The organism is Methylobacterium sp. WL64 (assembly GCF_008039945.1).
In the GTDB taxonomy this organism is placed as follows: domain Bacteria; phylum Pseudomonadota; class Alphaproteobacteria; order Rhizobiales; family Beijerinckiaceae; genus Methylobacterium.
On the sequence record NZ_VRVA01000012.1, the window covers coordinates 44,700 to 68,648 of the forward strand.

Sequence of the window (23,949 nt, forward strand, 5' to 3'; positions counted from 1 at the left end):
CCCTTCGTGGAGTTCGGCTTCATGCGCCGGGCGCTGGCGGGCTGCCTCGCTCTGTCGGTCTCTGCGCCGCCGGTCGGGGTCTTCTTGACCCTGCGCCGGATGAGCCTGATGAGCGACGCGATGAGCCACGCGATCCTGCCGGGTGCCGCAGCCGGCTTCCTGGTCGCCGGCCTGTCGCTGCCGGCGATGACGCTTGGCGGACTGGTCGCCGGGCTGGCGGTGGCGCTTCTCGCCGGCGCGGTCACCCGGGCCACGGTGGTGCGCGAGGATTCGAACCTCGCAGCCTTCTACCTGATCTCGCTGGCCGGCGGCGTTCTGCTGGTCTCCCTGCGCGGCTCGCAGATCGACCTGATGCACTTCCTGTTCGGCTCGGTGCTGGCCCTCGACGACGCCGCGCTGATCCTGCTCGGCGGCATCAGCACGCTGACCCTGGTGGTGCTCGCCGCGATCTACCGGCCGCTGGTGATGGAATGCGTCGATCCGCTGTTCCTGCGCACGGTGAGCCGCAGCGGCGGCCCGGTGCATCTCGCCTTCCTGGCGCTGGTGGTGGTGAACCTCGTCGGCGGCTTCCAGGCGCTCGGGACCCTGCTGGCGGTCGGGCTGATGCTGCTGCCGGCCGTGGCGGCCCGATTCTGGGCGCGCGACCTGGGCGGCCTGATCCCGATCTCGATGCTGATCGCCGCGGTGGCGAGCGTGACCGGGCTCAGCCTGTCCTACCAGCTCGACCTGCCGAGCGGCCCGGCCATCGTGCTCGCCGCCGGCGCGCTCTACATCGTCTCGATGCTCGCCGGCCCGCGCGGCGGCCTGCTCCGCCGCCTCGTCCGGCCGCGGCACCTGGAAGCCTGATCAGGCCTGATCTTTCAGGGCGGCCAAGCCCTCGCGATAGGTCGGGTACGCCAGCGCGACGCCGAGTTCGTCGCGGATCAGCCGGTTCCGCACGCGCTTGTTCTCGCCGTAGAAGCTGCGCGCCATCGGTGACAGGTCGGCGGTCTCGAAGTCGACCTCCGGGGGCAGCGGCAAGCTGGCGAGCGCCGCGGCGTGCTCGGTCACGGTCTGAGGCGGCGCCGGCTCGTCGTCGGTGACGTTGTAGACCGCCCCCGGCCTCGGACGGTCGAGCGAGGCCATCAGGGTCGTGGCGATGTCGTCGACATGGATGCGGTTGAAGACCTGGCCCGCCTTCACGATGCGTTGAGACCGGCCCTCGCGCAGCTTCACGATCGGGTTGCGCCCCGGGCCGTAGATGCCCGACAGCCGGAACACCTGCACGGCCTTGCCGGTCCGGGCGCCGAGATCGAACCAGGCCGCCTCGGCCTCGAGCCGGATCCGGGAGCGGGCGCTGCGCGGCGCGGCCGGCGTGGCCTCGTCGATCCAGGCGCCACCCTGGTCGCCGTACACGCCGATGGTCGAGAGATAGCCGATCCAGCCGACCCGGCTCGCCGCGATCGCGTCCTCGTAGCGCCGGAGCACCGGGTCGCCCCGCTCGGAGGGGGGCGCCGAGACGAGGAGCGCGTCGGTGTCGGCGAGGTCGTCGGCGATCCGGGGATCGTCCGCCTCCGGCCCGAAGGCCCGCATGGTGAAGCCGGTCTCGGTGGCGATGCGCGCGGCACTCGCCGGGTCGGTGACGGTGCCCCGCACCGTCTGGAAGCGGTCGCGCGCCCGCTCGGCAAAACGGCGGCCGGTGAAGCCGAGCCCGAAGATGAAGAGATTCATGCCCGGGATGTCTCGCCGGTCCGGAGTTCCGTCAAGGCGGTGGCGGCGATCCACTCGCTGCGAACGTGAGAATCCGTCTCGGCTGCTTCGTGCTGTTGGCGCAGTGCCTGAACGGAGGCGGGCTCCAGCAGGCGGCCGCAGGCCCACACCGCCATGCCCCGCACCAGCGGCGAGGCGTCCGCGAGCCGCGCGATCGCCGCATCCGCGAGGTGGGGATCGCCGGAATTGCCGACTGCGATCATGACGTTCCGCAGGAACCGGTCCCGGCCGGTGCGCTTCACCGGGGTTCCGGCGAACAGTTTCCGGAAGGCCGCGTCGTCCAATCCGGCGAGGTCCGCCAGCGCCGGAGCGGCGAGGTCGGCCCGGGCAGCCAAGCGGGCATCGGCCGCGGTCCGGGCGAACTTGTTCCAGGGGCAGACCGCCAGGCAATCGTCGCAGCCGAACACGCGGTTGCCGATCGCCGTCCGGAACTCCGTCGCGATCGGCCCGGCATGTTCGATGGTGAGGTACGAGATGCAGCGCCGCGCATCGAGCCGGTACGGAGCCGGGAAGGCGTCGGTCGGGCAGATGTCCAGGCAGGCCCGGCAGGAGCCGCAATGGCCGCGCCCGGGATCGTCGGGCTCGAACTCGGCGCTGGTGTAGATCGCGCCCAGGAGCAGCCAGTTGCCGTGCTCCCGGGAGAGCAGCACCGTGTGCTTGCCCTGCCAGCCGAGCCCGGCCGCCTCGGCAAGCGTCTTCTCCATCACCGGGGCGGTGTCGCAAAACACCTTCACCCGGACGTCGCCCTTGGCCGACAGGTAGCCCCCTAGTTCCTTCAGGCGGCCTTTCAAAACGTCGTGATAATCCCGACGACGGGCATAGGCCGCGATCGCGCCGCGCTCCTTCAGGGCCACGAGTTCGAGCGGATCGTCGTCCGGGCGGTAGCTCATGGCGAAGACCAGGATGCTGCGCAGGCCCGACCAGAGGCCGACGGGGCTCGCGCGCTGGTCGGCGCGGTCCGCCATCCAGTCCATCGTGCCGTGGGCGCCTTCCTCCAGCCAGGACGACAGGCGCGCGGGCAGGTCCGGGAGCCGGTCGGGCCGCGTCACCCGCATCCCGCAGAAGCCGAGATGGCGCGCCCGCCCCTCGACGAGGCGGCGCAGGTCGGCACCGTGATAGGTCCGTCGTGCGCTCAGAAATCCAGATCCGCGTAATGGGCCGCCGGCGGCATGCCGGCCACCCGGTCGGCCAGCAGCCCCCGGAACGAGGGCCGCGACTTGACCCGGGCATACCAGTTGCGGGCCATCTCGTCCTCGTCCCACGGCACGTCGCCGAGATAGTCGGCGCAGGAGAGGTGGGCGGCGGCCGCGAGATCGGCATAGGTCAGGTTGTCGCCGGCGAGCCAGCGTCGGCGAGCGATGAGGTAGCCGATATACTTGAGATGGTAGCGCACGTTGGTGCGCGCCGCCCGAATCGCGTTCATGTCTGGCGGGCCGCCGCCCTCGTGCGCCGACATGAAGCGCTTCGAGATCTTCTCGTTGACCAGATAGCCGGTCACTTCGGAGTCGAACTTGATCAGGAACCAGTCCAGCAGGCGCCGGACCTCGACGCGCTCCACCGTGTCGTCCGGCAGCATGCGCCGGCCGGATAGCCCGAGGCCCCTCGTCTCGTCGAGGTATTCGGCGATGACGCCGGCGCCCGGCACGACCAGGCCGGTCTGCTCCAGCAGCACGGGCGTGGAGCCTGCCGGATTGATCAACAGGAAGTCGTCCCGGCGCTCCCACGGGCGCTCCTCGAACAGCGTCGGTTCGAGACCCATCTCGGCGAGCACGAGACGGATGAACCGGGAGTTCGCGCAGAAGGGGAAGTGGTAGAGCGTCGCCATTGAGGCCGTGAGGACAATGCGTTCAGACGGCGCGGACAGTCCCACGCCGGTCGTCGGCCCCGGCGCGTTAGATTTCGGCGCGCAGGACTTCAGAGCGAGCGTTATTGCTCGATCGTTGCCGAGCCCTTAACACGCGCGGTCCGCTCCGGTAACCGCTCGTCAACCCTGATGGGCGAAGCCTCCGGGCACATTCTTTGGACGGTTCGCGACGCGCCTGGTTCGGGCCGGCGTGCGCCCGCGGCGCGAGGCTCGACAATGGATCCGGTAAGCATCGGGAAGGCGGTCCTTCTCGCCCTGGTGGAGGGCGCGACCGAGTTCATCCCGGTCTCGTCCACCGGTCACCAGCTCCTGGTCGGCCACTTCATCGGCTTCCACTCCCCCAACAACACCTTCGAGGTGCTGATCCAGCTCGGGGCGATCCTGGCGATCCTGACGGTGTATTTCCGCCGCCTCGTCGGCATCGCCACCGCGCTCCCCACCAACCCGCAGGCTCGCCGCTTCGTGATCGGCATCCTGGTCGCCTTCCTGCCGGCCGCGATCATCGGCGGCCTCTTCTCGAAGGTGATCAAGGCCTACCTGTTCAACCCGTGGATCGTATGCGCGACGCTGGTGGCCGGCGGCCTGGTGCTTCTCGTCCTCGACGACACCGACCTCGAGGTTAAGAAGACCGACGTCTACGACTTCTCCCTGCCGATGGACCTGAAGATCGGCATCTTCCAGTGCCTGGCCATGATCCCGGGCGTGTCGCGCTCGGGCGCGACCATCGTGGGCGCGATGCTGATGGGCGCCGACAAGCGCTCGGCCACCGAGTTCTCGTTCTACCTGGCGATGCCGACCATGGCCGGCGCCTTCGCCAAGGACCTGTTCGACAATTACAAATTCCTCTCGCGCGACGATATCGGCCTGATCGTGATCGGCTTCATCGTGTCGTTCGTCTCGGCCCTGTTCGTGGTCCGCGTGCTGCTCGACTACGTGTCGCGCCACGGGTTCCGGCTGTTCGCCTGGTGGCGGATCATCGTCGGTGCATTGGGCTTCGCCGGGCTGATCATCCTCGGATAACAATCCTCGCCCAACGGGCGATTGCCTCCGGGCGAGCGGCGTGCGAGGCAAGTCCCCGAAAGCGGTGCACAAGACGCCGCGCCCGGGGATTTTCCGATGGACGACACACCGCTCGCCGACCTGTTCAAGCCCGCCGACCGGGCGCGCTGGCTCGGCCTTGTGGACAGCGTCCTGAAGGGCGCAGACTTCGAGAAACGGCTGGTCTCCCGGACGAGCGACGGTCTGCGGATCGAGCCGCTCTACGAGCGTGCCGAGCCGACCGCGCAACCGTTCCGGGAGCCCGGTCCCTGGCGCGTGTCCCAGCGGGTCGATCATCCGGAGATCGCAAGCGCCAACATCCAGGCGATGACCGACCTCGAAGGCGGCGCCGACGCGCTGGCCCTGGTGTTTTCCGGCGCGGCTGGCGCCCGGGGCTACGGCTTGACCGCCCGCAGCGTCGAGGATCTCGACGCCGTGCTGAAGGGCGTGATGCTGCCGCTGATCGCCCTGCGGTTCGACGCGGGCGCGTCCGGCCTGGAGGTCGCCGGCTTGGTGAAGGGCCTCGCGGCCCGCCGCGGGGAAGACCTCTCCACCTACGACCTCGACCTCGGCATCGATCCGGTCGGGACGCTCGCCGCCACCGGCAGCCTCGGCGCGGTGTGGTTCGAGATCGCCCCGCGGCTGGCCGCCACCGTCTCGGACCTCGAAGCCGCGGGCTTCACCGGCCGGGCGCTCCTGGCCGACGGACGGCCCTACCACGAGGCCGGGGCCGGCGAGGCGGCGGAGCTTGCCGCCGTCCTGTCCACCGCGGTGACCTACCTGCGTGCCCTGGAGGCCGCGGGCCACGACCTCGCCACCGCCCGCGACCGGATCTCGGTGCTGCTCGCCGCCGATGCCGACGAGTTCGTCACGGTGTCCAAATTCCGCGCCCTGCGACGGCTCTGGGCCCGGATCGAGCAGGCCTGCGGGCTGGATCCGAAGCCCCTGCGCCTCCATGCCGAGACCGCGTGGCGGATGATGACCCGGCGCGATCCGTTCGTGAACATCCTGCGCACCGGCATGGCCGCCGCGTCGGCCGGAATGGGCGGCGCCGACAGCGTCACGGTCCTGCCCTACACCCTGGCGCTCGGCCTGCCCGACGCGTTCGCCCGGCGGGTGGCACGCAACAGCCAGATCGTCCTGCTCGAAGAATCCCACCTGGCGCGGGTCAGCGATCCGGCGGCCGGTGCGGGCGGGTTCGAGACGCTGACCGCCCAGCTCGCCGAGGCGGCCTGGGAGGCGTTCCAGGCGATCGAGGCCGAGGGCGGGATCGTCGCCTCCCTCAGCGTCGGCAAGCTGCAGCGGCGCATCGAGCTGACCCGCGAAGCTCGCGCCAAGGCCGTGGCCACCCGTCGCGAGGCCCTGACCGGCGCGAGCGAATTCCCGAACCTCGCCGAGAAGCCGGTCACCGTCCTGGACGTGAAGCCGGTGACCGCCGGCCCGGCCTCGAATTTCGGTTCCGGTTCGGCCGTCGCCTGCGATGCGCTGCCGGCGATCCGTCTGGCCGAGCCGTTCGAGGCGCTGCGCGACGCATCCGACGCCGTCCTGGCGAAATCCGGGCACCGCCCCGCCGTGTTCCTCGCCAATCTCGGCACGGTCTCCGTTTTCAACGCCCGGGCGACCTTCGCGGCCAACGCCTTCGCGGCGGGCGGCATCGAGGCGGTGTCGAACGACGGCTTCACGGACCCGGCCGCCCTCGCGGCGGCATTCCGGGAATCCGGCGCGCCGCTCGCCTGCATCTGCTCGACCGACGCGCTCTACGCCGAGCACGCGCTGGCGGCCGCAGAGGCCCTCAAGCAGGCCGGCGCCGGATCGATCTACGTCGCCGGCAAACCGGTGGACCTGATCGATCCCCTTAAGGCGGCGGGCGTCCACGCCTTCCTGCATGTCGGCTGCGATCTGGTGAGCCTGCTCGACGGTGCCCTCCGTGCCGCCGTTCGGCCGCCCGCCGCCTGAGACGATCACGAGACCGCCTGCCCCGATCATCGCCATGAGCCGACGCCGTTTCGGGTGCCTGACCGGCGCCGCTCTGATCCTCGAACTCGCGGTCCCCGCTGCGGCGACGCCGCGGGGCGTCCGGATTCCGGACCGGTTCGACGGCACTTCCCGGTTCGACGGCACTTCCCGGTTCGACGGCACCTGGAGCGTCGAGATCCTCACCGAATCCGGTCCCTGCGACCGGGCCTACCGATACCCGGTGCGCATCGAGCACGGGCAGGCCCGCTTCATGGGGACGGCCTTCGTCGTGCAGGGCAGCGTCGCCCGGAACGGTATTGTCCGGGGCTCCATCGCCAACGGTCTCGGCACCGCCGACGTCGCCGGCCGGCTCGGCGCGAACGGGTTCGGCGCCGGCACCTGGATCGCGTCCGGCGCCCTCGCCTGCCGCAGCCGCTGGCGGGCCGAGCGGCAGCGCTGAGCGCGGTCGCGAAATCGTCCGCATCTTGCCCGAGATCGGGCGGATGCGGCGTCCCGTCAGCCGCGATCCCGACGCAATCATGAGGGAATGCTGAACGCCATTCGGACACCCGACGAGGCCGCCCGCATGAAGTCCACGATCCTCGCCACCTTCGCCGTCCTCGCGCTGGCATCGACGGCTCAGGCGCGTCCCCACCGCCATCCGGCTGCCCCGGTGGTGAACAAGGCGGAGGCCGAGAAGGTGCTGGGTCCGCTGCGACAGGCGGCGACGGAATGCTTCGCCGAGACCGTGCTGGCGAACCCGAAGGCGACGGCCGAGGCCCGGGCCGGCCACTGGTACGAGGCGGTGGGCATCACCGGGTTCCTGTGCCGCCCGGAGGTGGCCGCGATGATCCAGGCCCATGACCGGCTCTACGGCGCAAAGACGGGTGAGCGCTACTTCAAGGGCGCCTACGTCAAGCATCTGGACCAGCAGCTCGCCGAGCACCTGCAGCCGATGCTGGCCCACAAGGCGGTCGCCAGCGCCGAGCCGCTGCCCGAGAAGGCGACCGACGGCGACGCCCCCGGCAACTGAGCGGGAACCACGCGCCGGCATCGCGCCTTCCCGGTGGAGGAGACGCAATGCCGTACGAGCTGCATTACTGGCCGATGATCCAGGGGCGCGGCGAGTTCGTCCGCCTCGCCCTCGAAGAGGCCGGTGCCGACTATGTCGACATCGCGCGGCGGGACGACGAGGCCGGCGGCATCGAGCCGATGCTCGACCGCCTCGCCGATCCGGGCAATCGCCGGCCGCCCTTCGCGCCGCCTTTCCTGCGCGACGGCGATGTCGTGATCGGACAGAGCACCGCGATCCTGCTGTATCTCGGGCCGCGCCTCGGCCTCGTGGGCGCCACCGAGGCGGACCGGATCTGGACCCATCAGCTGCAGCTCACCATCGCGGACGCGGTGGACGAGGCCCACGACACGCACCATCCCCTCGGGGTCGGCCTATACTACGCCGACCAGAAGCCGGAGGCTGCGCGCCGGGCCGAAGGGTTCCGCGAGGACCGCATCCCCAAATTCCTGGGTTATTTCGAGCGCGTGCTGGCGGCGAACGGGAGCGAACGCCTGGTCGGATCAAAGCTGTCCTACGCCGACCTATCCCTGTTCCAGCTGGTCGCCGGATTGCGCTACGCCTTCCCGAACGCATCCAATGCTGCCCTGCGCGACACGCCGCATGTCGCCCGGCTGCACGAGGCGGTGGCGCAGCGTCCGCGCATCGCCGCCTATCTGGCGAGCGAGCGCCGCATCCCGTTCAACGAGGACGGGATCTTCCGCCGGTATCCCGAACTGGACCGTTGACGCGCCGAGTCACCGGGGCGGGTGGGCGATCAGGATGCTGGCCAGCCCGAGTGCGATGAGGCCCAGCACCAGCGACAGCAACCGCCAGAACAGCAGCGGATCGCGCTCCAGCAGCGACGCCTGGCGGGTCTCCGTCAAACCGGGATTGGGGTACCGGAGATCGTGGACGAATTCCGAGAGCGCCTGGTACCGCCGGGCGGGATCGGGATGCACGGCCTTGCGCAGCGCCCCGTCGACCCAGGCCGGCAGCAGCGGCCGGGCGTTGCGGGCCGAGACGTAGCGGAGCTTGCGCTGGGCCGCGCGCGTCAACGCCCGGGGCACCCGGTCACCGTAGGGCAGCCGGCCGGTGAGCATCTGGTACGCCATCACGCCCACCGCGAAGATGTCGGAGCCGGCCGTCGACGGCTCGCCCAGAAAGCCTTCCGGCGCCGTGTACTGCACGGTCCCCAGGATTTCGGCGGCATCGTTCCGGGGATCGCCCTCCACCACCCCTGCCACCCGGGTGGCCCCGAAATCGATGACCTGGACGGTTCCGGTGGTGTCGATCAGGACGTTGTCGGGGCGCAGGTCCTGGTGGACCATCTCCTTTCGGTGGAAGGCCTGCACGCCCTTGGCCATCTGCTCGACGAGGCCGCGCACCGCTTCCAACTCGGGCGCAGGGTGATCGCGCATCCACTGGGTCAGGGTCTGGCCCTCGACGTAGCGCATGACCGTGTAGAGGTGGCTGCGGCGGCGGCTCTGTGGATGGGCCTTGAGCACGTGCGAACTGTCGATGCGCCGGGCGATCCACTCCTCCAGGGCGAACCGCTTGCGCTGGGCCGGGTCGTCGCGCAGATCGAGCGAAAGGACCTTCAGCGCGACCGGATCCCCGGTCTCCGCGTCGATCGCCAGGTAGACCCGGCTGCGCGGCCCGGAATGCAGGATGCGCAGCAGCCGGTAGCCGTCGAAATCGGCCGGCGGATCGAGCAACGGCGCGGGATCGAGCCCGTCGACGCCGCCGAGCAGGTCGGCCGGCTCGCCATCGGGCACGGCTTCGATGCGGACGATCTGGACCGTGAGGTTGTCCGGGCTGCCGGCGGCGTGCGCGGCCTCCACGATCGCCCGGGCGGCGGCGTCGAGATCGTCCTCGGCGGCCGCGATCATCGCGGCCAGATCGCGCGGCCGGACGTGCTCGTGAACGCCGTCGGTTGTCAGGACGAAGACGTCGCCGGCGTCCAGGCTCGCCGTGTGGTAGTCGATCTCGACATGACCGCCCGCCCCGAGCGCGCGGCCGAGATACGATTCCGCCGCCGAGACCACGACCCTGTGATCCTCGGTGAGCTGCTCCAAGGACCGGCCGGCGACACGCCAGATCCGGGCATCGCCGACATGGAACAGGTGCGCGGTGCGCGCCTTCAGGACCAGCGCATCGAAGGTGGTGACGTAGCCCTTGTCGGCATCGTACGGATCGCGCCCGCGCCGCGTCTGCGCGTAGAGCCAGGAATTCGTTGCCGCGATCACCCGTTGCGCCGAACTCTTCACCGCCCACGTGTCCGGGGTGGCGTAATAGTCGCCGAGGAAGCTCTTGACCGCGGTCTCGCTCGCCAGCGCGCCGACCGCGCTGCTGCTGATGCCGTCGGCCAGCGCCACCGCGATGCCCTTGAGACCGAGTGCCGGCTGCACCGGCACCAGGGCACCGTGGAAATCCTGATTCGCGTCCTTGCGGCCGGCCGCGCTGGCCTGTCCGATCGTGACGGTCAGGTCCGTACTCACGCGGCCGCCGCCGACGCGTCGCTCCGGCCGCGATAGGACAAGGCCTCGGCCAGGTGCAGCCGGCGCACCTGCGCCTCGCCGTCGAGGTCGGCCAGCGTCCGCGCCACCCGCAGGGTGCGGTGGAAGCCGCGGGCGGAGAGCCGCATGCTCTCGGCCGCCTGCCGGATCAGGGCCGTGCCCTCGGCATCGGGGCTTGCCACCGCCTCGATCAACGTCGCCGGGCATGAGGCGTTGGTGGTGGCTACCGGCAGGGCGTGGGCGGCGTAGCGCGTCGTCTGTCGATTGCGGGCTTCGGCGACCCGGGCGGCGGCCTCGCGGGAGCCCTCGGCCGGGGGCGGCAGGATCAGGTCGGCGGCCGTGACCGCGGGGACCTCGATGCGCAGGTCGATCCGGTCGAGCATCGGCCCGGAGATCCGCGATTGGTATTGCGCCATGCAGCGCGCGTTCGGCCCGCGCCGGCAGGCATAGCCGGGCTCCAATCCTTGCCCGCAGCGGCATGGGTTCATGGCCGCCACGAGCTGGAAGCGCGCCGGGTAGGTCACCCGGTGGTTCGCCCGGGCGATCATCACCTCCCCGGTCTCCATCGGCTGCCGCAGGCTGTCGAGCGCCTGCGGGTTGAATTCGGGCAGTTCGTCCAGGAACAGCACGCCGCCATGGGCGAGCGACACCTCCCCGGGTCGCGCGCCGAGGCCGCCGCCGACGAGCGCGGCCATCGAGGCCGAGTGATGCGGTTGCCGGAACGGCCGGCGGTTCGAGAGCGCGCCGCCCTTCAGCTGGCCCGCCACCGACTGGATCATGGAGATGTCGAGCAATTCCCGCGGCGTCAGCGGTGGCAGGATCGACGGCAGCCGGGCGGCGAGCATCGACTTTCCGGAGCCGGGCGGCCCGTTCATCAGAAGGTTGTGGCCACCCGCCGCCGCGATCTCCAGGGCCCGCTTGGCGCCCTCCTGACCCTTGATGTCGGAGAGATCCGGGAGCGGGCCGGCCAGGCTGGCCACGGACGGTTCCGGCCGGGCCATGACCTGGCTGCCCTTGAAGTGGTTGGCGAGTTGGATCAGCGAGCGCGGGGCGAGCACGTCGAGATCGCCTCCCGCCCAGGCCGCCTCGGACCCGGTCGCGGCCGGGCAGATCAGCCCGAGGCCGCGGGCCCCCGCCGCGATGGCCGCCGGCAGGACCCCGCTCACCGCCGTGATGCTGCCGTCCAACGCCAACTCGCCGAGCACGCAATAGCCCCCCAGCGCATCGGTCGGGATCGCCCCGATCGCCGCCATGACGCCGAGGGCGATCGGGAGGTCGTAGTGCGAGCCCTCCTTGGGCAGGTCGGCCGGGGCCAGGTTGACGGTGATGCGCTTGGCCGGCAGCGCAAGACCCGAGGCGATCAGCGCGCCACGCACCCGCTCGCGCGATTCGGCCACCGCCTTATCGGGCAGGCCGACCACGTTGAAGACGACGTTGCCCGGGATGATCTGGACCTGCACGTCCACGGCCCGGGCCTCGATCCCCTCGAACGCCACGGTGGCGACGCGTGTGACCATAGGTCGGCAGTCCTGGGCCGCGGCGCCGGAGCGGCGCGACGGGCAACCTTAGCTGTGCGGGAAAATCGAAGCGGCCTCAAGAGGATCGCGGTTCACGCGGAACCTGGGCGCGGTCTTCCTGTTCAAAGGCGGCACGCAACACCGAAACGGAGCCCCTCATGCGCCTCGCCGCCCCCCTCCTCGCCCTCACCCTGGCCGCCGGCCTCACCAGCGTCGCCCGGGCCGACGAGAAGCTCCCGCCCGACCAGCAGGCCAAGGTCGAGGCCATGCTCCGCCAGGAGGGCTTCACCAAGTGGAAGGAGATCGAGCTCGACGACGGCATGATCGAGGTCGACGACGCGATCGACGCCAACGGCAAGCAGTTCGACCTGAAGCTCGATCCCAAGACCCTCGCCGTGGTCAAGCGCAAGGCCGAGTAGCCGGCGCTTGCGTTCGGCAAATAGCCCGGCCATATAACCGGCGGGGGGTTGGCGAGGGACGTTTCACTCGCCAACCGGGTCAGGTCCGGAAGGAAGCAGCCCTAACGAGACCGAGCGGGTCTTCGTCCAGCCTCCCACCTTATTTCTTGCCTCGTTTCTTGGCGCTCGGCAGCCCGACCCGATACGGCATGGACGCTACGACCGGCACGCCTGACGACGAGCCGGGCCTGCCCGGGTTCGCGAGCCCCGCTGGCGCAGTGACGCCCTATCGGGTGCTGGCTCGGAAATACCGTCCGACCAATTTCGGCGACCTGATCGGCCAGGACGCGATGGTCCGGACGCTGGCCAACGGGTTCTCGGCCAACCGCATTCCCCAGGCCTGGATGCTGACCGGCGTGCGCGGGGTCGGCAAGACCACCACCGCCCGCATCCTCGCCCGCGGCCTCAACTACGCCCGCGCCGGCGTCCCCGATACCGGCCCGACCGTCTCGATGCCGGAACTCGGCCTGCACTGCGCGGCGATCATGGAATCCCGGCACATGGACGTGCTGGAGATGGATGCCGCCTCGCACACCGGCATCGACGACGTGCGGGCGATCATCGACGGCATCCGGTACGGGCCGGTCTCGGCCCGCTACAAGGTCTACATCGTGGACGAGGTCCACATGCTCTCCGAGAAGGCGTTCAACGCCTTCCTGAAGACGCTGGAGGAGCCGCCGCCCCACGCCAAGTTCGTGTTCGCCACCACGGAGATCCGCAAGGTCCCGGTGACGATCCTTTCGCGCTGCCAGCGGTTCGACCTGCGCCGGGTCGAGGCGCCGGTCCTGCACGCGCATCTCGCCAAGGTCTGCGCGGCCGAGAAGGTCGAGGCCGAGGACGAGGCGTTGAGCGCCATCGTGCGTGCGGCCGAGGGCTCCGTCCGGGACGCGCTCTCGCTGCTGGACCAGGCCATCGCGCACGGCGCGGGCGCCGTCACCGCACAGAGCGTCCGCGACATGTTGGGCTTGGCCGACCGGGCGCGCATCCTCGACCTGTTCGAGGCGGTGATGCGCGGTTCGGTGCCGGCGGCGTTCGCCGAATTGCGGGCGCAATACGATTCCGGTGCCGACCCCTCGGTGGTGCTGTCCGACCTCGCGGCCTTCACCCACCTCGTGACCCGCCTCAAGGCCGTGCCGGAGACCGCCTCCGACCCGACGCTCAGCGAGACCGAGCGGGTCCGCGGCGGTCAGTTCGCGGAACAGCTCTCGATCCGCGCCCTGTCGCGGGCCTGGCAGATCCTGCTCAAGGCGATCCCCGAGGTCCAGGCCGCGCCCCGCCCCCTGGCGGCGGCCGAGATGGCGATCGTCCGCCTGGCCTACGCGGCCGACCTGCCGACACCGGACGAGGCCCTGCGCCAGCTTAAGGCCGAGGCTGCGGCGGCACCGGCCGAGGAGGCGCCGCCATCCTCCGGCCGTCCGCCCCTGCCGCCGATTCCCGACCTGCGCGGTGGTGGGCAGACGGCAGCGGCCGTCGCACCCCGTCCCATGCCGGTCTCCGCACCGATGGCGGCGCCCGCTGCCGCTCCAATGGCGGCGCCGGTGGCGATGGCCGCCCCCTCCGTCATGGCCGCCCCGGCCGAGCGCCCGGCTGCGCCGCCCGCGCCACGGCTCGCCCGGTTCGAGGACGTGGTGGCGCTGGCCGATGCCAACCGCGACATCCTGCTGAAGACCGCCCTGGAGCGCGACGTCCACCTCGTACGCTTCGAGGAAGGGCGGATCGAGTTCGCCCTCGCCCCGGGCGGCCGGGCGACGCTGGCCACCGACATCGCCGCCGCGATCCTGCGCTGGACCGGCCAACGCTGGGTCGTCGCGGTCTCGAAGGAGGCCGGCGCCCCGACCCTCGACGCCGCCGTGAAGGCCGCGACAGAGACCCGCCGCGAGAATGCCGCCGCCGACCCGTTCGTCCGTGAGGTGCTGACCCGCTTCCCCGGCGCGGAGATCGTGGATGTGCGGGAGACCGCGCCGCTCCCCTCGCCCGATCAGGAGATCCCGGGGGACGGCGATCCAGTGCCGGCGGACGAGGCCCCGGACGACGACTTCTGACACGCAGGCGCCGTCCCACATGGCGGCGGGCCGACGCGATACCCAAGTAGACTGACCGAGACACCACACGAGAGAGCTGCATGCGCGACCTGATGGGCATCATGAAGCAGGCTCAGGCCATGCAGGAGAAGATGGGCTCCCTGCAGGCCGAGCTCGACGAGATCGAGGTGACCGGCGCCTCGGGCGGCGGTTCCGTGCGGGTAACCATGTCCGCCAAGGGTCAGATGAAGGGCGTCACGCTCGACCCCTCCCTGTTGGTCGCCGACGAGCGCGAGATCCTCGAGGATCTGATCGTGGCCGCCTGCAACGACGCCCGCGGCAAGGCCGAGGCGACCATGCAGGAGCGGATGGCCGAGTTGACCAAGGGCCTGCCCCTGCCGCCCGGCATGAAGCTGCCGTTCTAGGCGCGGGCTCGAGCCGCGTCCGCGTCACCGCGGCCGGCGGCTCACCAGGACGACCCTGGCCAGGATGAGCGGAATTGCCAGCGCGAGGATCGGCGGGAAGCTCTCGCCCAGCAGCGCAACCGCGAGGCCCTCGCCGGTGATCGCAGATCGACCACCTGGAGAAAGCCTATCTGATCGAGCGGCGCAAACATCCGACGGACCGACGCGGGACATTGGTGGCGCTGACGGATGGGGGCAAAGCGCTGATCGACACCCTGCTGCCGGTCCATGTCGAGACCGAGCGCAAGATCCTGGCCGTCCTGACAGATGGCGAGCAGCGCACGCTGAACGGGCTGCTGGCGAAGTTGCGGAGCGGGCTCGGGTGAACGGGCGGCAGCGGCAACCGCCGCCCGATCCACATGTTACGCGGCAATGGCCTGCGCGGTCGGCCCGGCGGCGCGCACGTCGGCATCGACGTGGGCCTCGAAGCGCTTGAAGTTGTCGTCGAACATCTTCACCAGCCGCGCCGCCGTCTCGACGAAGGCGCTCTTGTTGCCCCAGGTCTTGACCGGGGTGAGGATCTCCGCCTCGACGCCCGGGACCGAGACCGGCACCGCAAAGCCGAAATACGGGTCGCGGCGGAACTCCGCCTGGGCGAGAGATCCGTCGAGGGCCCCGGCGAGCAGGCGGCGGGTCACGCGGATCGGCATGCGCCGGCCGGTGCCGACGCCGCCGCCGGTCCACCCGGTGTTGACCAGCCAGCAATCGACGTCATGCGCGGCGATCAGGTCGCGCAGCAGGTTGCCGTAGGCGCTCGGATGCCGGGGCATGAACGGCGCGCCGAAGCAGGTCGAGAACGTCGCTTCCGGCCCGGTGAGGCCGCGTTCAGTGCCGGCGACCTTGGCGGTGTAGCCGGACAGGAAGTGGTACATCGCCTCGGCGCCGGTGAGCTTGGCGATCGGTGGCATCACCCCGAAGGCGTCGCAGGTCAGCATCACGATATTCTTCGGATGCCCGGCCCGGCCGGTGACGCTGGCATTGGCGATGAAGTCGAGCGGGTAGGCGCAGCGGGTGTTCTCGGTGAGCGACCCGTCATCGAAATCCGGCACGCGGCTGACCGGATCGATCACCACGTTCTCCATCACGGTGCCGAAGCGCTCCGTGGTGGCGTAGATCTCGGGCTCGGCATTGCGCGAGAGGCGGATCGTCTTGGCGTAGCAGCCGCCCTCGAAGTTGAAGATGCCCTCACTCGACCAGCCGTGCTCGTCGTCGCCGAGCAGCTGCCGGGACGAATCGTTCGACAGGGTGGTCTTGCCGGTACCCGACAGGCCGAAGAAGATCGCCGAGCCCCCCTCGGCGTCGAGCGCCGCGTTGGCCGAGCAATGCATCGGCATCACGTTCTGGCCGGGCAGGATGTAGTTCAGGTAGGTGAAGACCGACTTCTTCATCTCGCCCGCGTAGGCGGAGCCGCCGATCAGGACGAGCTTCTTCGAAAAGTCGATGGCGATCACAGTCTTGGACCGGCAGCCATGCCGGGCCGGGTCCGCCTGGAAGCTCGGCAGGTCTATGATCGTCAGGTCCGGCACGTAGGACGCGATCTCGGAGCGGTCCGGCCGGATCAGCAGGTTGCGGATGAACAACGAGTGCCAGGCGAGTTCGGTGAACACCCGGGCTTTGACCCGGTGGACCGGGTCGGCACCGCCGTAGAGATCCTGGGCGAACAGCTCCTTGCCCTCGGCGTGCTTGAGGAAGTCCTGGTGCAGGACCGCGAACTGCTCCGGCGTGATCGCGCCGTTATTCTCCCACCAGATCTCGTTCTCGGTGCTGGCATCGCGCACCACGAACTTATCCTTGGGCGAGCGGCCGGTGTGGCTGCCGGTGGTCGCCACTAAGGCGCCGCCACGGGCGAGCTGGCCCTCCTTGCGGGCGAGCGCCTCCTCGTAGAGGCGCGGAGCCTCGAAATTCCAGTGGACGGCCTTCAGAGCGTTGAAGCCGGCCGCGTCGGCATCGTGGGCCGCGTTGTGATCACCGATGTTGGTCAAGAGCGTATCTCCCGGGGCCCCTGTTCGTGCCGTCCACGCGACAAGACCGGACGCCAGGGGCGCCCGGGACTTCCCGGGGGACGTCCGTGCGGGCGTACAGGACCGCCGCACGCTGGATCACCGTTCCCCGGTTGCTCGCCCCCATACTGGATAGGCGGCCAAGCGTTGCCGTCTTACTGGGTGTTGCTGAACGCCCGCAACATCATGAAGCGTGTTTGAACGCAGTGCTGATCGCAAGAGGCCGCTCGTGTAACGCGTTGCTGCTCGGTATTCTTAATTTTGGCCCGAGCAGAACGCGTTCGAAAAACTTATATCCTGGCTGGGCTGAGATGCGCCCTTGCGCGTTGCCCGGTGACGGCTATGCCCGCCGGACGTTTCGAAGGTTCGACCTTCGAAATCCCCACTGTCGATCCCCGCCAAGAGGTACGATGCCCCAAGCCGTCGCCGGCCCCGAGATCGAACGCCTGATCCAGCTTCTGTCCCGGATGCCGGGTCTCGGGCCGCGTTCCGCGCGGAGGGCCGCGCTCCAACTCATCAAGAAGCGCGAGACCTTGCTGGCCCCGCTGGCCGATGCCATGCGGGTGGCGGCCGAGCGCATCGTGGTGTGCACGAGCTGCGGCAACGTCGATACCTCCGAGCCGTGCACGATCTGCCGGGACGTCGAGCGCGATCCCACGACCCTGGTGGTGGTGGAGGACGTGTCGGACCTGTGGGCGCTCGAGCGGTCCGGGGCGGTCAAGTCGCGCTACCACGTGCTCGGCGGCGTGCTGTCGGCACTGGACGGCGTGCGGCCCGAGCACCTGAACCTCGCCAGCCTCGTGGAGCGCGCGGCCGATCCGTCGGTCAAGGAGATCATCCTTGCGCTGAACGCCACCGTCGACGGCCAGACCACCGCCCACTACGTCACCGAGTCGATCCGGCACCTCGACCGCAAGGTGACGCGCCTGGCCCACGGCGTCCCGGTCGGCGGCGAACTGGATTACCTCGACGAAGGCACGCTCACCGCGGCGATCCGCAGCCGTACGGCGTTCTGAGCACAGCCGGCGGCGCGGACGGCGCGGCAACCCTGGATAGGAGGGTTCGGAGGACCGGAATTTGACCGGCCCCCACCCACGCCATATTGCCTCGGGATCCCCGGGGCACACGTTCGATGCGCGCCCCCTGCCGGTTTCCGCCATGACCATCCGTCCGCTCGTCATCCTCCCCGACGCCGTCCTGCGCCGCGTCTCCGATCCGGTCGGGCCGATCACGCCCGAAATCCGCACCCTCGTCGCCGACATGTTCGAGACGATGTACGACGCGCCGGGCGTCGGGCTGGCGGCGATCCAGGTCGGCGTCGCCAAGCGGGTCGTGACCATCGACACCTCGAAGGAAGAGGGCGTGCGCGACGCGCGCGTGTTCATCGATCCGGAGATCGTCTGGGCATCGGAGGAGAAGCGGGTCTACGACGAGGGCTGCCTGTCGATCCCGGAATATTACGCCGAGGTCGAGCGGCCTGACCGCGTCCGGGTGAAGTTCCGCGACATTGAGGGCGAGGTGCAGGAGATCGAGGCGGACGGCCTGCTGGCGACCTGCATCCAGCACGAGATCGACCACCTGAACGGCGTGCTGTTTATCGACCACATCTCAAAGCTGAAGCGCGACCGGGTGATCAAGCGCTTCGCCAAGGCGGCCAAGCGCGACGCGGCGTGACGGCCATGCGCGTCGTCTTCATGGGCACGCCGGATTTCGCGGTGCCGACCCTCGCACGTCTCGCGCAGGACGGGCACCAGATCGTTGCGGTCTACACCCGCGCCCCGGCCAAGGCCGGCCGCGGCATGAGCCTGCGCCCCTCGCCGGTCCACGCGTTCGCGGACACACTCGGGATCCCGGTTCTGACTCCCGGGACCTTGCGGACACCGGAGGCTGCCGAGACCTTCGCCGGGCACGCGGCCGATGTCGCCGTGGTGGTCGCCTACGGCATGCTGCTGCCCCAGGCGATCCTCGACGTGCCCCGGCATGGATGCCTCAACCTGCACGGATCGCTGCTGCCGCGTTGGCGCGGCGCCGCGCCGATCCAGCGCGCCGTGATGGCGGGCGATGCCGAGAGCGGCGTCGGCATCATGCGCATGGAGGTTGGGCTCGATACCGGACCGGTGGCCCTGGAGGCACGGGTCCCGATCACGCCGGGCATGATCGCCGGTGAACTGCACGATGCGCTGATGCCGGTTGGCGCCGCGTTGATGTCCCAGGCCCTCGAACGCCTGGGCCGCAGCGACCTGACGTTCACGCCGCAATCGACCGAGGGTGTGGTCTACGCGCACAAGATCGGCAACGACGAGGCGCGGATCGACTGGTCGCGTCCGGCCGGGGAGGTGGCGAACCATATCAACGGCCTGTCGCCGTTCCCCGGCGCGTTCTTCGAACTCGATCTCGGCAAGGGGGCGGAGCGGGTGAAGGTGCTCCGGGCGTCGGCTGCCGAGGGCGCCGGGGCACCGGGGACGCTCCTCGACGCCGAGGGCCAGGTCGCCTGCGGCGCGGGGGCAGTCCGGCTGCTGGAATTGCGGCGGGCCGGCAAGGGCGGCAGCGCCAACGGGGCCGAGTTCGTCCGCGGCGCGCGCATCGCGCCCGGCACGCATCTCGGCTGATGCCCCGCTACAAGCTCGTCATCGAATACGACGGCACGCCGTTCTACGGCTGGCAGCGCCAGCCCGAAGCACCCACGGTGCAGGGTGCGATCGAAGCGGCTGTCACCCGCTTCTCGGGCGAGCAATCCCGGCTGACCTGCGCCGGCCGGACCGATGCCGGGGTGCACGCCATCCATCAGGTCGCCCATCTCGACCTCGTCAAGGATTGGCGGGCCGACACGGTGCGGGATGCGCTGAACGCCCATCTGCGCCCCAAGCCGGTGGCGATCCTCTCGGCCCGGATCGTCCCGCCGAGCTTCGACGCGCGCCATTCCGCGATCCGCCGGCACTACCGCTATCGGATCCTCAACCGTCGAAGCCCCGCCGCGCTCACCCGCGCCCATGTCTGGCAGGTGCCCTGGCCGCTCGATCCGGACGCGATGGACCGCGCCGCGCAGCGCCTCGTCGGCGACCACGATTTTTCCGCGTTTCGGGCCGCCGAGTGCCAGGCCAAGAGCCCGATGCGGACCCTGGAACGGCTCGACGTCGCCCGCACGACCATGGCGTTGCACGAGGAGATCGTGGTGACGACCTGCGCGCGCTCGTTCCTGCACCATCAGGTCCGGGCCATGGTCGGGACGCTGATGCTCGCCGGCTGCGGCCGGCTCTCGGCCGACGATGTCGCCGACATCCTGGCTTCGGGCGAGAAGCGCCGGTGCGGGCCGCTCGCGCCGGCAGCCGGGCTGACGTTCGTCGGGGTGGATTACGCGTGACGATTCTAGGCGTATGCCGGACTCAGCTCCGGGGTCGAAAATACGCCTCCAGCACCCGCTCGTAGATCGCCGTCAGCCGGTCGAGATCGGCCACCGCCACGCATTCGTCGACCTGGTGCATGGTCTCGCCGACCAGCCCGAACTCGATCACCGGGCAGGCATCCTTGATGAAGCGCGCGTCCGACGTCCCACCGGTGGTCGACAGGGCGGGCGTCAGGCCGGTCTCGACCCGGATCGCCTCGGAGACGAGGTCCACGAAGGCGTCCGGTTGGGTCAGGAAGGCGGGTGCGTTCGACGGCTGCAGGTCCAGGCTGAAGCGGATCGCGTTGCCGGCCGCCTGCTCCAGCCGCCTGCGGAGTTCGGCGCCCAGGCTCTCGGCGGTCCAATCGTCGTTGAACCGGACGTTGAAGGTGGCACGGGCGGTCGCCGGGATCACGTTGGTGGCCGGGTTGCCGACGTCGATCGTGGTGAATTCCAGGTTCGAGGCATCGAAATGTGCCGTGCCGCGGTCGAGCGGCTCCGCGACCAGCGCCGAGGCGAGCCGCAGCAGCCCGGGAATCGGGTTCTCGGCCTTATGCGGGTAGGCGACGTGGCCCTGGCGGCCGAGCACGGTCAGCTTGCCGGTGAGCGAGCCGCGGCGGCCGATCTTGATCATCTCGCCGAGCTGACCCGGATTGGTCGGCTCGCCGAGCAGGCAATGGTCGAAGCGTTCGCCCCGGGCGCGGGCCCAGTCGAGCAGCTTGACCGTGCCGTTGACCGCCGGCCCCTCCTCGTCGCCGGTGATCAGGAAGGCGATGGAGCCGGCGAAGTTGCTGCCCCGGCGGCCCAGGAACGCCAGGGTCGCGGCCAGCATACAGGCGATACCGCCCTTCATGTCGGCGGCGCCGCGGCCATAGAGCATGCCGTCCGCCACCGCCCCGTCGAACGGTCCGTGGCGCCAGGCCCCGTCGCCTTCCGGCACCACGTCGGTGTGGCCGGCGAATACGAGGCAGGGACCACGCGTGCCGATGCGTGCGTACAGGTTCGGCGTATCGGGATAACCCGGCTCGGCGAAGACCGGCCGCTCGATCGCTAATCCGACCGCGCCGAGAGTCTGCGCAACCACATCGAGGGCGCCGCGATCCTCAGGGGTCACGGACGGGCAGCGGATCAGCGCTTGAGCGAGCGACAGAGCGGAATGGTCGGCCGGCATGGGGCGTGTCCCGGAACTGAGGAATTCGGGCGGCCCCTTACAGCAAGTCGGGCCGCCCGGAGACGGGAGATGAGCGAGACCCTGGCATCCCAGAGCGTTGTTGTTCCCGCAGCGCTATTCCCAGGACGCATGCAGCGGCAGCGGGATGCAATCCGGGATCCAGCACGAAGGCACGCGCAGCATCCACCGGATCGTCTGTGCCGCTTCTCGGCGCGTTCGTCACCTGGACACCGGATCGCCTTCCACCGACCCGGCAGGCGGCCAGGAAAGGGCGGCCAGCGGTTCCGTCCTCGACCTGCCACGAAAGGCCGTGGGCTGGCCTCGGCCACGGACCGCCGCGGCGCCGTCATCGGGCCGCGGCGGCTGGCGGGCCCGCCTACTTCGTCACGATCAGCTGCACGTCACCGTGGCGGCGCAGCACTGAGACCGTGACGTCGTCGTCGTAGCGCTGGAACCGGATGTCCAGGCGCGAGTGCCCCAGCTTGACGTTGTAGAGCGTCACACCGTCGAGGAAGCCGGGCAGGACCGGGTTCTTCAGCCGGACGCTGTTGCGGTCGTGATCGAGCTCCAGGCCCAGGCAGGCGGCCAGGAACGCGAACGGTGCCGCCGCCGCCCAGGCCTGCGGGCTGCAGGCCACTGGGTATGCCACCGGCCCGCGCTGGCGCCGGCGCATGAAGCCGCAGAACAGCTCCGGAAGCCGCTTCTGGTCCTGGTAGAGCGAGGTGTCGAACATCCCCTGGAAGATGCGCGCCGCCTCGTGCTTGCGGTCGTAGCGGGCCAGCCCCATCGCGATCAGGGCGTTGTCGTGCGGCCAGATCGAGCCGTTGTGGTACGACATCGGATTGTAGCGCGCCTCGCCCTTGGCGATGGTGCGCACGCCCCAGCCGTTGAAGCCGTCCTTGCCCAGCAGGGTCTCGGCGACCCGGGCGGCCCGCTCCGGCTTGGCGATTCCGGTGAACAGCGCGTGCCCGGCATTCGACGAGCGCACGGCGCACTGCTTCTTGGAGCCGTCCAGCGCGAGTGCGTAGGTGCCGATCTCCTCGTTCCAGAACGCGGCGTCGAAGCGTTCGCGCAGGGCGGTGGCTTCATGCGACAGGCGCTCGGCCATCGGATCGTGCCCGAGCAAAGCCGCGAGCTTGGCCATGCCGTTCTTGGCGGCGTAGACGTAGCCCTGCACCTCGCACAGCGCGATCGGCCCCTTGGCGAGTTGGCCGTCGGTGTGGAAGATCGAATCGTGGCTGTCCTTCCAGCCCTGGTTCTCCAGGCCCTTGTCGGTGTCGCGGGCGTATTCGACGAAGCCGTCGCCGTCGCGATCGCCGTACCGGTCCATCCATTCGAGGGCGAGTTCCAGGGACGGCCAGATCGCCCGGATGGTCTCGAGATCGCCCGTGACGGCGTAGTACTCCCAGGCCAGCATCACGAAGAGCGGCGTGCCGTCGATGGTGCCGTAGTAATGACGGAAGGGCACCTCGCCGAGCATCGCCATCTCACCCCGGCGGGTCTCGTGCAGTACCTTGCCGGGCTGGGCATCGGCTGCCGGATCGACCGCCCGGGCCTGGGTCGCCGCGAGGTAGCGCAGGACGCCGCGGCCGAACTTCGGATCGATCCACAGCGCCATCATGGCGGTGATGATGCCGTCGCGGCCGAACACCGTGGAGTACCATGGGATCCCGGCGAACGGGTAGATCCCCTCCGGCGTGCGGCTCGCCAGCATGTAGAGGTCGGCCGTGGCCCGGCACAGGCCCTCGTTGAACTGGTCGTTCGACGAGATGATCGTGGTGATCCCCGCCGTCAGCTCGCGCAGGTCCCGGCGCGAATCGCGATAGGCCCGGGCGAAGATCATGCCCTCGGCGAGGTCCTTCGGCTCGCGACGGGCGCCGCCGACATTCGCCGCCAGGGTCAGCTTGGCGGCCGCGTCCTCGCCGACCATCTCGGCACCCGGGGGCTTGGTGAAGGCCCGGTGGGCTTCGAAGGCCACGCGGATGAACAGGGAAGCACGGCCCTCCGGCGGCAGGGACACGTCGAAGGCGACGCGGCCCGGCTCGATCACGTCCGGCTTCGGGCCGAAGTGGAGCGACGTCGTCCGCACGATCTCATCGAGCCCGACGTAGCGGAACTGCACTTCCCGGTCGCTCGCGACCAGCACGCCGCGCTTGCCACGCTCCTTGCGGTCCGTGCCGCGCACTTCGAACAGGTCGCGGTAATCGGCATCGAACGTGATGGCGATGCGCAGGCGCCGATGCTTCGAATCGAACGAGCGCAGGCCGATGCGGTCGTAGCAGGCGCCCCGGAACAGGAACTTGGTGCGCTCGATCGCGATGGTCTCGCGCGGGATCGAGGTCTCGTCGTGGGCGTCGAGGCGGATGTCGGGCGTCGTCATGTCGACGCTCAGAGCGCCGTTGTCGTCCTGCATGACCGAGGACAGCATCAGCGGACGCTGGCCCTCCACCGTGAGCTCGAGGCGGGACAGATACCGGGTGTCCTGGAAGTACAGGCCCTCCGGCCCGGGCTGGACGCCGATATCCCCGTAGGAGTCCAGGACCCCGAACGCCTCGCCGAATTTCAGGGCCCGCAGCGGGCGCTCGACCAGCGAGGTGTGGGCCTCGATGTGGTAGGTCGGCAGCACATCGTCAGCGTCCTGGAAGCCGGGCGCCACCGAGACGGTGCCGCCCTGTGTCCGCGCGGTCGCATCGTGGGCCGCCGTATTCTCCGCCGCCATGCAGAACGTCTCCGAGTGCGTGTGAGGGGTACGAATCAAG

At 70.1% G+C, this 23,949-nt stretch carries 22 protein-coding genes and 1 other RNA gene; 15 read left to right on the plus strand and 8 right to left on the minus strand.

Annotated features, from left to right (window positions below; genetic code table 11):
* Nucleotides 1–21: 21 nt before the first annotated feature.
* Nucleotides 22–846, plus strand: a complete 825-nt coding sequence (locus FV242_RS08845; RefSeq protein WP_147906000.1) for a metal ABC transporter permease — start codon at nt 22–24, stop codon at nt 844–846.
* On the opposite strand, the gene FV242_RS08850 is transcribed toward FV242_RS08845, so the two are convergent.
* From FV242_RS08850 to FV242_RS08860, 3 genes are read right to left on the minus strand one after another with little or no spacing between them, the layout of a single operon-like run.
* Complete coding sequence (locus tag FV242_RS08850) at nt 847–1,710, minus strand: SDR family oxidoreductase (RefSeq protein ID WP_147938667.1); 864 nt, start codon at nt 1,708–1,710, stop codon at nt 847–849. It lies immediately after the preceding gene.
* Nucleotides 1,707–2,852, minus strand: coding sequence for a tRNA epoxyqueuosine(34) reductase QueG (queG, locus tag FV242_RS08855; protein WP_147906001.1), 1,146 nt, complete (start codon nt 2,850–2,852; stop codon nt 1,707–1,709). The genes FV242_RS08850 and queG overlap by 4 nt, the downstream gene beginning before the upstream one ends.
* A gap of 29 nt (nt 2,853–2,881) precedes the next feature.
* Nucleotides 2,882–3,574, minus strand: coding sequence for a glutathione S-transferase family protein (locus tag FV242_RS08860; RefSeq protein ID WP_007561448.1), 693 nt, complete (start codon nt 3,572–3,574; stop codon nt 2,882–2,884).
* 255 nt (nt 3,575–3,829) lie between these two features.
* On the opposite strand from FV242_RS08860, the gene FV242_RS08865 reads away from it, so the two are divergent.
* The 5 genes from FV242_RS08865 to FV242_RS08885 all read left to right on the plus strand — a co-directional run bounded on the left by FV242_RS08865 (nt 3,830) and on the right by FV242_RS08885 (nt 8,407).
* The gene (locus tag FV242_RS08865; RefSeq protein WP_147905861.1) at nt 3,830–4,633 is read left to right on the plus strand and encodes an undecaprenyl-diphosphate phosphatase; all 804 of its coding nucleotides are present in this window, start codon (nt 3,830–3,832) and stop codon (nt 4,631–4,633) included.
* A 96-nt stretch (nt 4,634–4,729) separates the two neighbouring features.
* On the plus strand, nt 4,730–6,607 hold the full coding sequence (locus FV242_RS08870) for a methylmalonyl-CoA mutase subunit beta (RefSeq protein ID WP_147938668.1): 1,878 nt from the start codon (nt 4,730–4,732) through the stop codon (nt 6,605–6,607).
* A gap of 34 nt (nt 6,608–6,641) precedes the next feature.
* Complete coding sequence (locus FV242_RS08875; RefSeq protein ID WP_147938669.1) at nt 6,642–7,067, plus strand: hypothetical protein; 426 nt, start codon at nt 6,642–6,644, stop codon at nt 7,065–7,067.
* 126 nt (nt 7,068–7,193) lie between these two features.
* The gene (locus tag FV242_RS08880) at nt 7,194–7,640 is read left to right on the plus strand and encodes a hypothetical protein (protein WP_147938706.1); all 447 of its coding nucleotides are present in this window, start codon (nt 7,194–7,196) and stop codon (nt 7,638–7,640) included.
* 47 nt (nt 7,641–7,687) lie between these two features.
* Entirely contained in the window at nt 7,688–8,407 is a 720-nt protein-coding gene (locus FV242_RS08885) for a glutathione S-transferase (RefSeq protein ID WP_147938670.1), read from the plus strand.
* Nucleotides 8,408–8,416: 9 nt separating this feature from the next.
* On the opposite strand, the gene FV242_RS08890 is transcribed toward FV242_RS08885, so the two are convergent.
* Both FV242_RS08890 and FV242_RS08895 read right to left on the minus strand, forming a co-directional pair.
* Nucleotides 8,417–10,159, minus strand: coding sequence for a bifunctional protein-serine/threonine kinase/phosphatase (locus tag FV242_RS08890; RefSeq protein ID WP_147938671.1), 1,743 nt, complete (start codon nt 10,157–10,159; stop codon nt 8,417–8,419).
* On the minus strand, nt 10,156–11,694 hold the full coding sequence (locus FV242_RS08895) for a YifB family Mg chelatase-like AAA ATPase (RefSeq protein WP_147938672.1): 1,539 nt from the start codon (nt 11,692–11,694) through the stop codon (nt 10,156–10,158). Before FV242_RS08895 ends, FV242_RS08890 begins: the two co-directional genes overlap by 4 nt.
* A 158-nt stretch (nt 11,695–11,852) precedes the next feature.
* On the opposite strand from FV242_RS08895, the gene FV242_RS08900 reads away from it, so the two are divergent.
* From FV242_RS08900 to FV242_RS34440, 5 genes are all read left to right on the plus strand, one after another.
* Nucleotides 11,853–12,113 carry a PepSY domain-containing protein gene (locus tag FV242_RS08900; RefSeq protein WP_147905868.1) on the plus strand — a complete coding sequence of 87 codons (261 nt, stop codon included), beginning with the start codon at nt 11,853–11,855 and terminating at the stop codon, nt 12,111–12,113.
* Nucleotides 12,114–12,154: 41 nt separating this feature from the next.
* Nucleotides 12,155–12,253: signal recognition particle sRNA small type (ffs, locus tag FV242_RS08905), an RNA gene on the plus strand.
* Between the two features lie 48 nt (nt 12,254–12,301).
* On the plus strand, nt 12,302–14,194 hold the full coding sequence (locus tag FV242_RS08910; RefSeq protein WP_147938673.1) for a DNA polymerase III subunit gamma/tau: 1,893 nt from the start codon (nt 12,302–12,304) through the stop codon (nt 14,192–14,194).
* A gap of 80 nt (nt 14,195–14,274) precedes the next feature.
* Nucleotides 14,275–14,598: a YbaB/EbfC family nucleoid-associated protein gene (locus FV242_RS08915; RefSeq protein WP_147905870.1), complete on the plus strand. Its 324-nt coding sequence runs from the start codon at nt 14,275–14,277 to the stop codon at nt 14,596–14,598.
* A gap of 215 nt (nt 14,599–14,813) precedes the next feature.
* Nucleotides 14,814–14,963 carry a hypothetical protein gene (locus FV242_RS34440; RefSeq protein WP_187278367.1) on the plus strand — a complete coding sequence of 50 codons (150 nt, stop codon included), beginning with the start codon at nt 14,814–14,816 and terminating at the stop codon, nt 14,961–14,963.
* 36 nt (nt 14,964–14,999) lie between these two features.
* Here the strand turns inward: FV242_RS34440 and FV242_RS08925 are convergent, their stop codons facing one another.
* A complete protein-coding gene (locus FV242_RS08925; RefSeq protein WP_147938674.1) occupies nt 15,000–16,619 on the minus strand; it encodes a phosphoenolpyruvate carboxykinase in 1,620 nt (539 codons plus the stop codon).
* Between the two features lie 428 nt (nt 16,620–17,047).
* Here FV242_RS08925 and recR point away from each other — a divergent pair, with 428 nt between their 5' ends.
* The 4 genes from recR to truA all read left to right on the plus strand — a co-directional run bounded on the left by recR (nt 17,048) and on the right by truA (nt 19,998).
* Nucleotides 17,048–17,653 (plus strand): recombination mediator RecR, encoded by a 606-nt coding sequence (gene recR, locus FV242_RS08930; RefSeq protein ID WP_147938675.1) that lies wholly within the window; start codon nt 17,048–17,050, stop codon nt 17,651–17,653.
* 142 nt (nt 17,654–17,795) lie between these two features.
* Nucleotides 17,796–18,311, plus strand: a complete 516-nt coding sequence (gene def, locus FV242_RS08935; protein WP_147905874.1) for a peptide deformylase — start codon at nt 17,796–17,798, stop codon at nt 18,309–18,311.
* A 5-nt stretch (nt 18,312–18,316) separates the two neighbouring features.
* Nucleotides 18,317–19,246 (plus strand): methionyl-tRNA formyltransferase, encoded by a 930-nt coding sequence (gene fmt, locus FV242_RS08940; protein WP_147938676.1) that lies wholly within the window; start codon nt 18,317–18,319, stop codon nt 19,244–19,246.
* Nucleotides 19,246–19,998 carry a tRNA pseudouridine(38-40) synthase TruA gene (truA, locus tag FV242_RS08945; RefSeq protein WP_147938677.1) on the plus strand — a complete coding sequence of 251 codons (753 nt, stop codon included), beginning with the start codon at nt 19,246–19,248 and terminating at the stop codon, nt 19,996–19,998. Before fmt ends, truA begins: the two co-directional genes overlap by 1 nt.
* Nucleotides 19,999–20,020: 22 nt before the next feature.
* Here truA and dapE read toward each other — a convergent pair whose 3' ends face one another.
* Together dapE and FV242_RS08955 are read right to left on the minus strand one after the other, a co-directional pair.
* Nucleotides 20,021–21,190 carry a succinyl-diaminopimelate desuccinylase gene (gene dapE, locus FV242_RS08950; protein WP_147938678.1) on the minus strand — a complete coding sequence of 390 codons (1,170 nt, stop codon included), beginning with the start codon at nt 21,188–21,190 and terminating at the stop codon, nt 20,021–20,023.
* Between the two features lie 376 nt (nt 21,191–21,566).
* Nucleotides 21,567–23,909 (minus strand): glycogen debranching N-terminal domain-containing protein, encoded by a 2,343-nt coding sequence (locus tag FV242_RS08955; RefSeq protein WP_147938679.1) that lies wholly within the window; start codon nt 23,907–23,909, stop codon nt 21,567–21,569.
* Nucleotides 23,910–23,949: the final 40 nt, after the last annotated feature.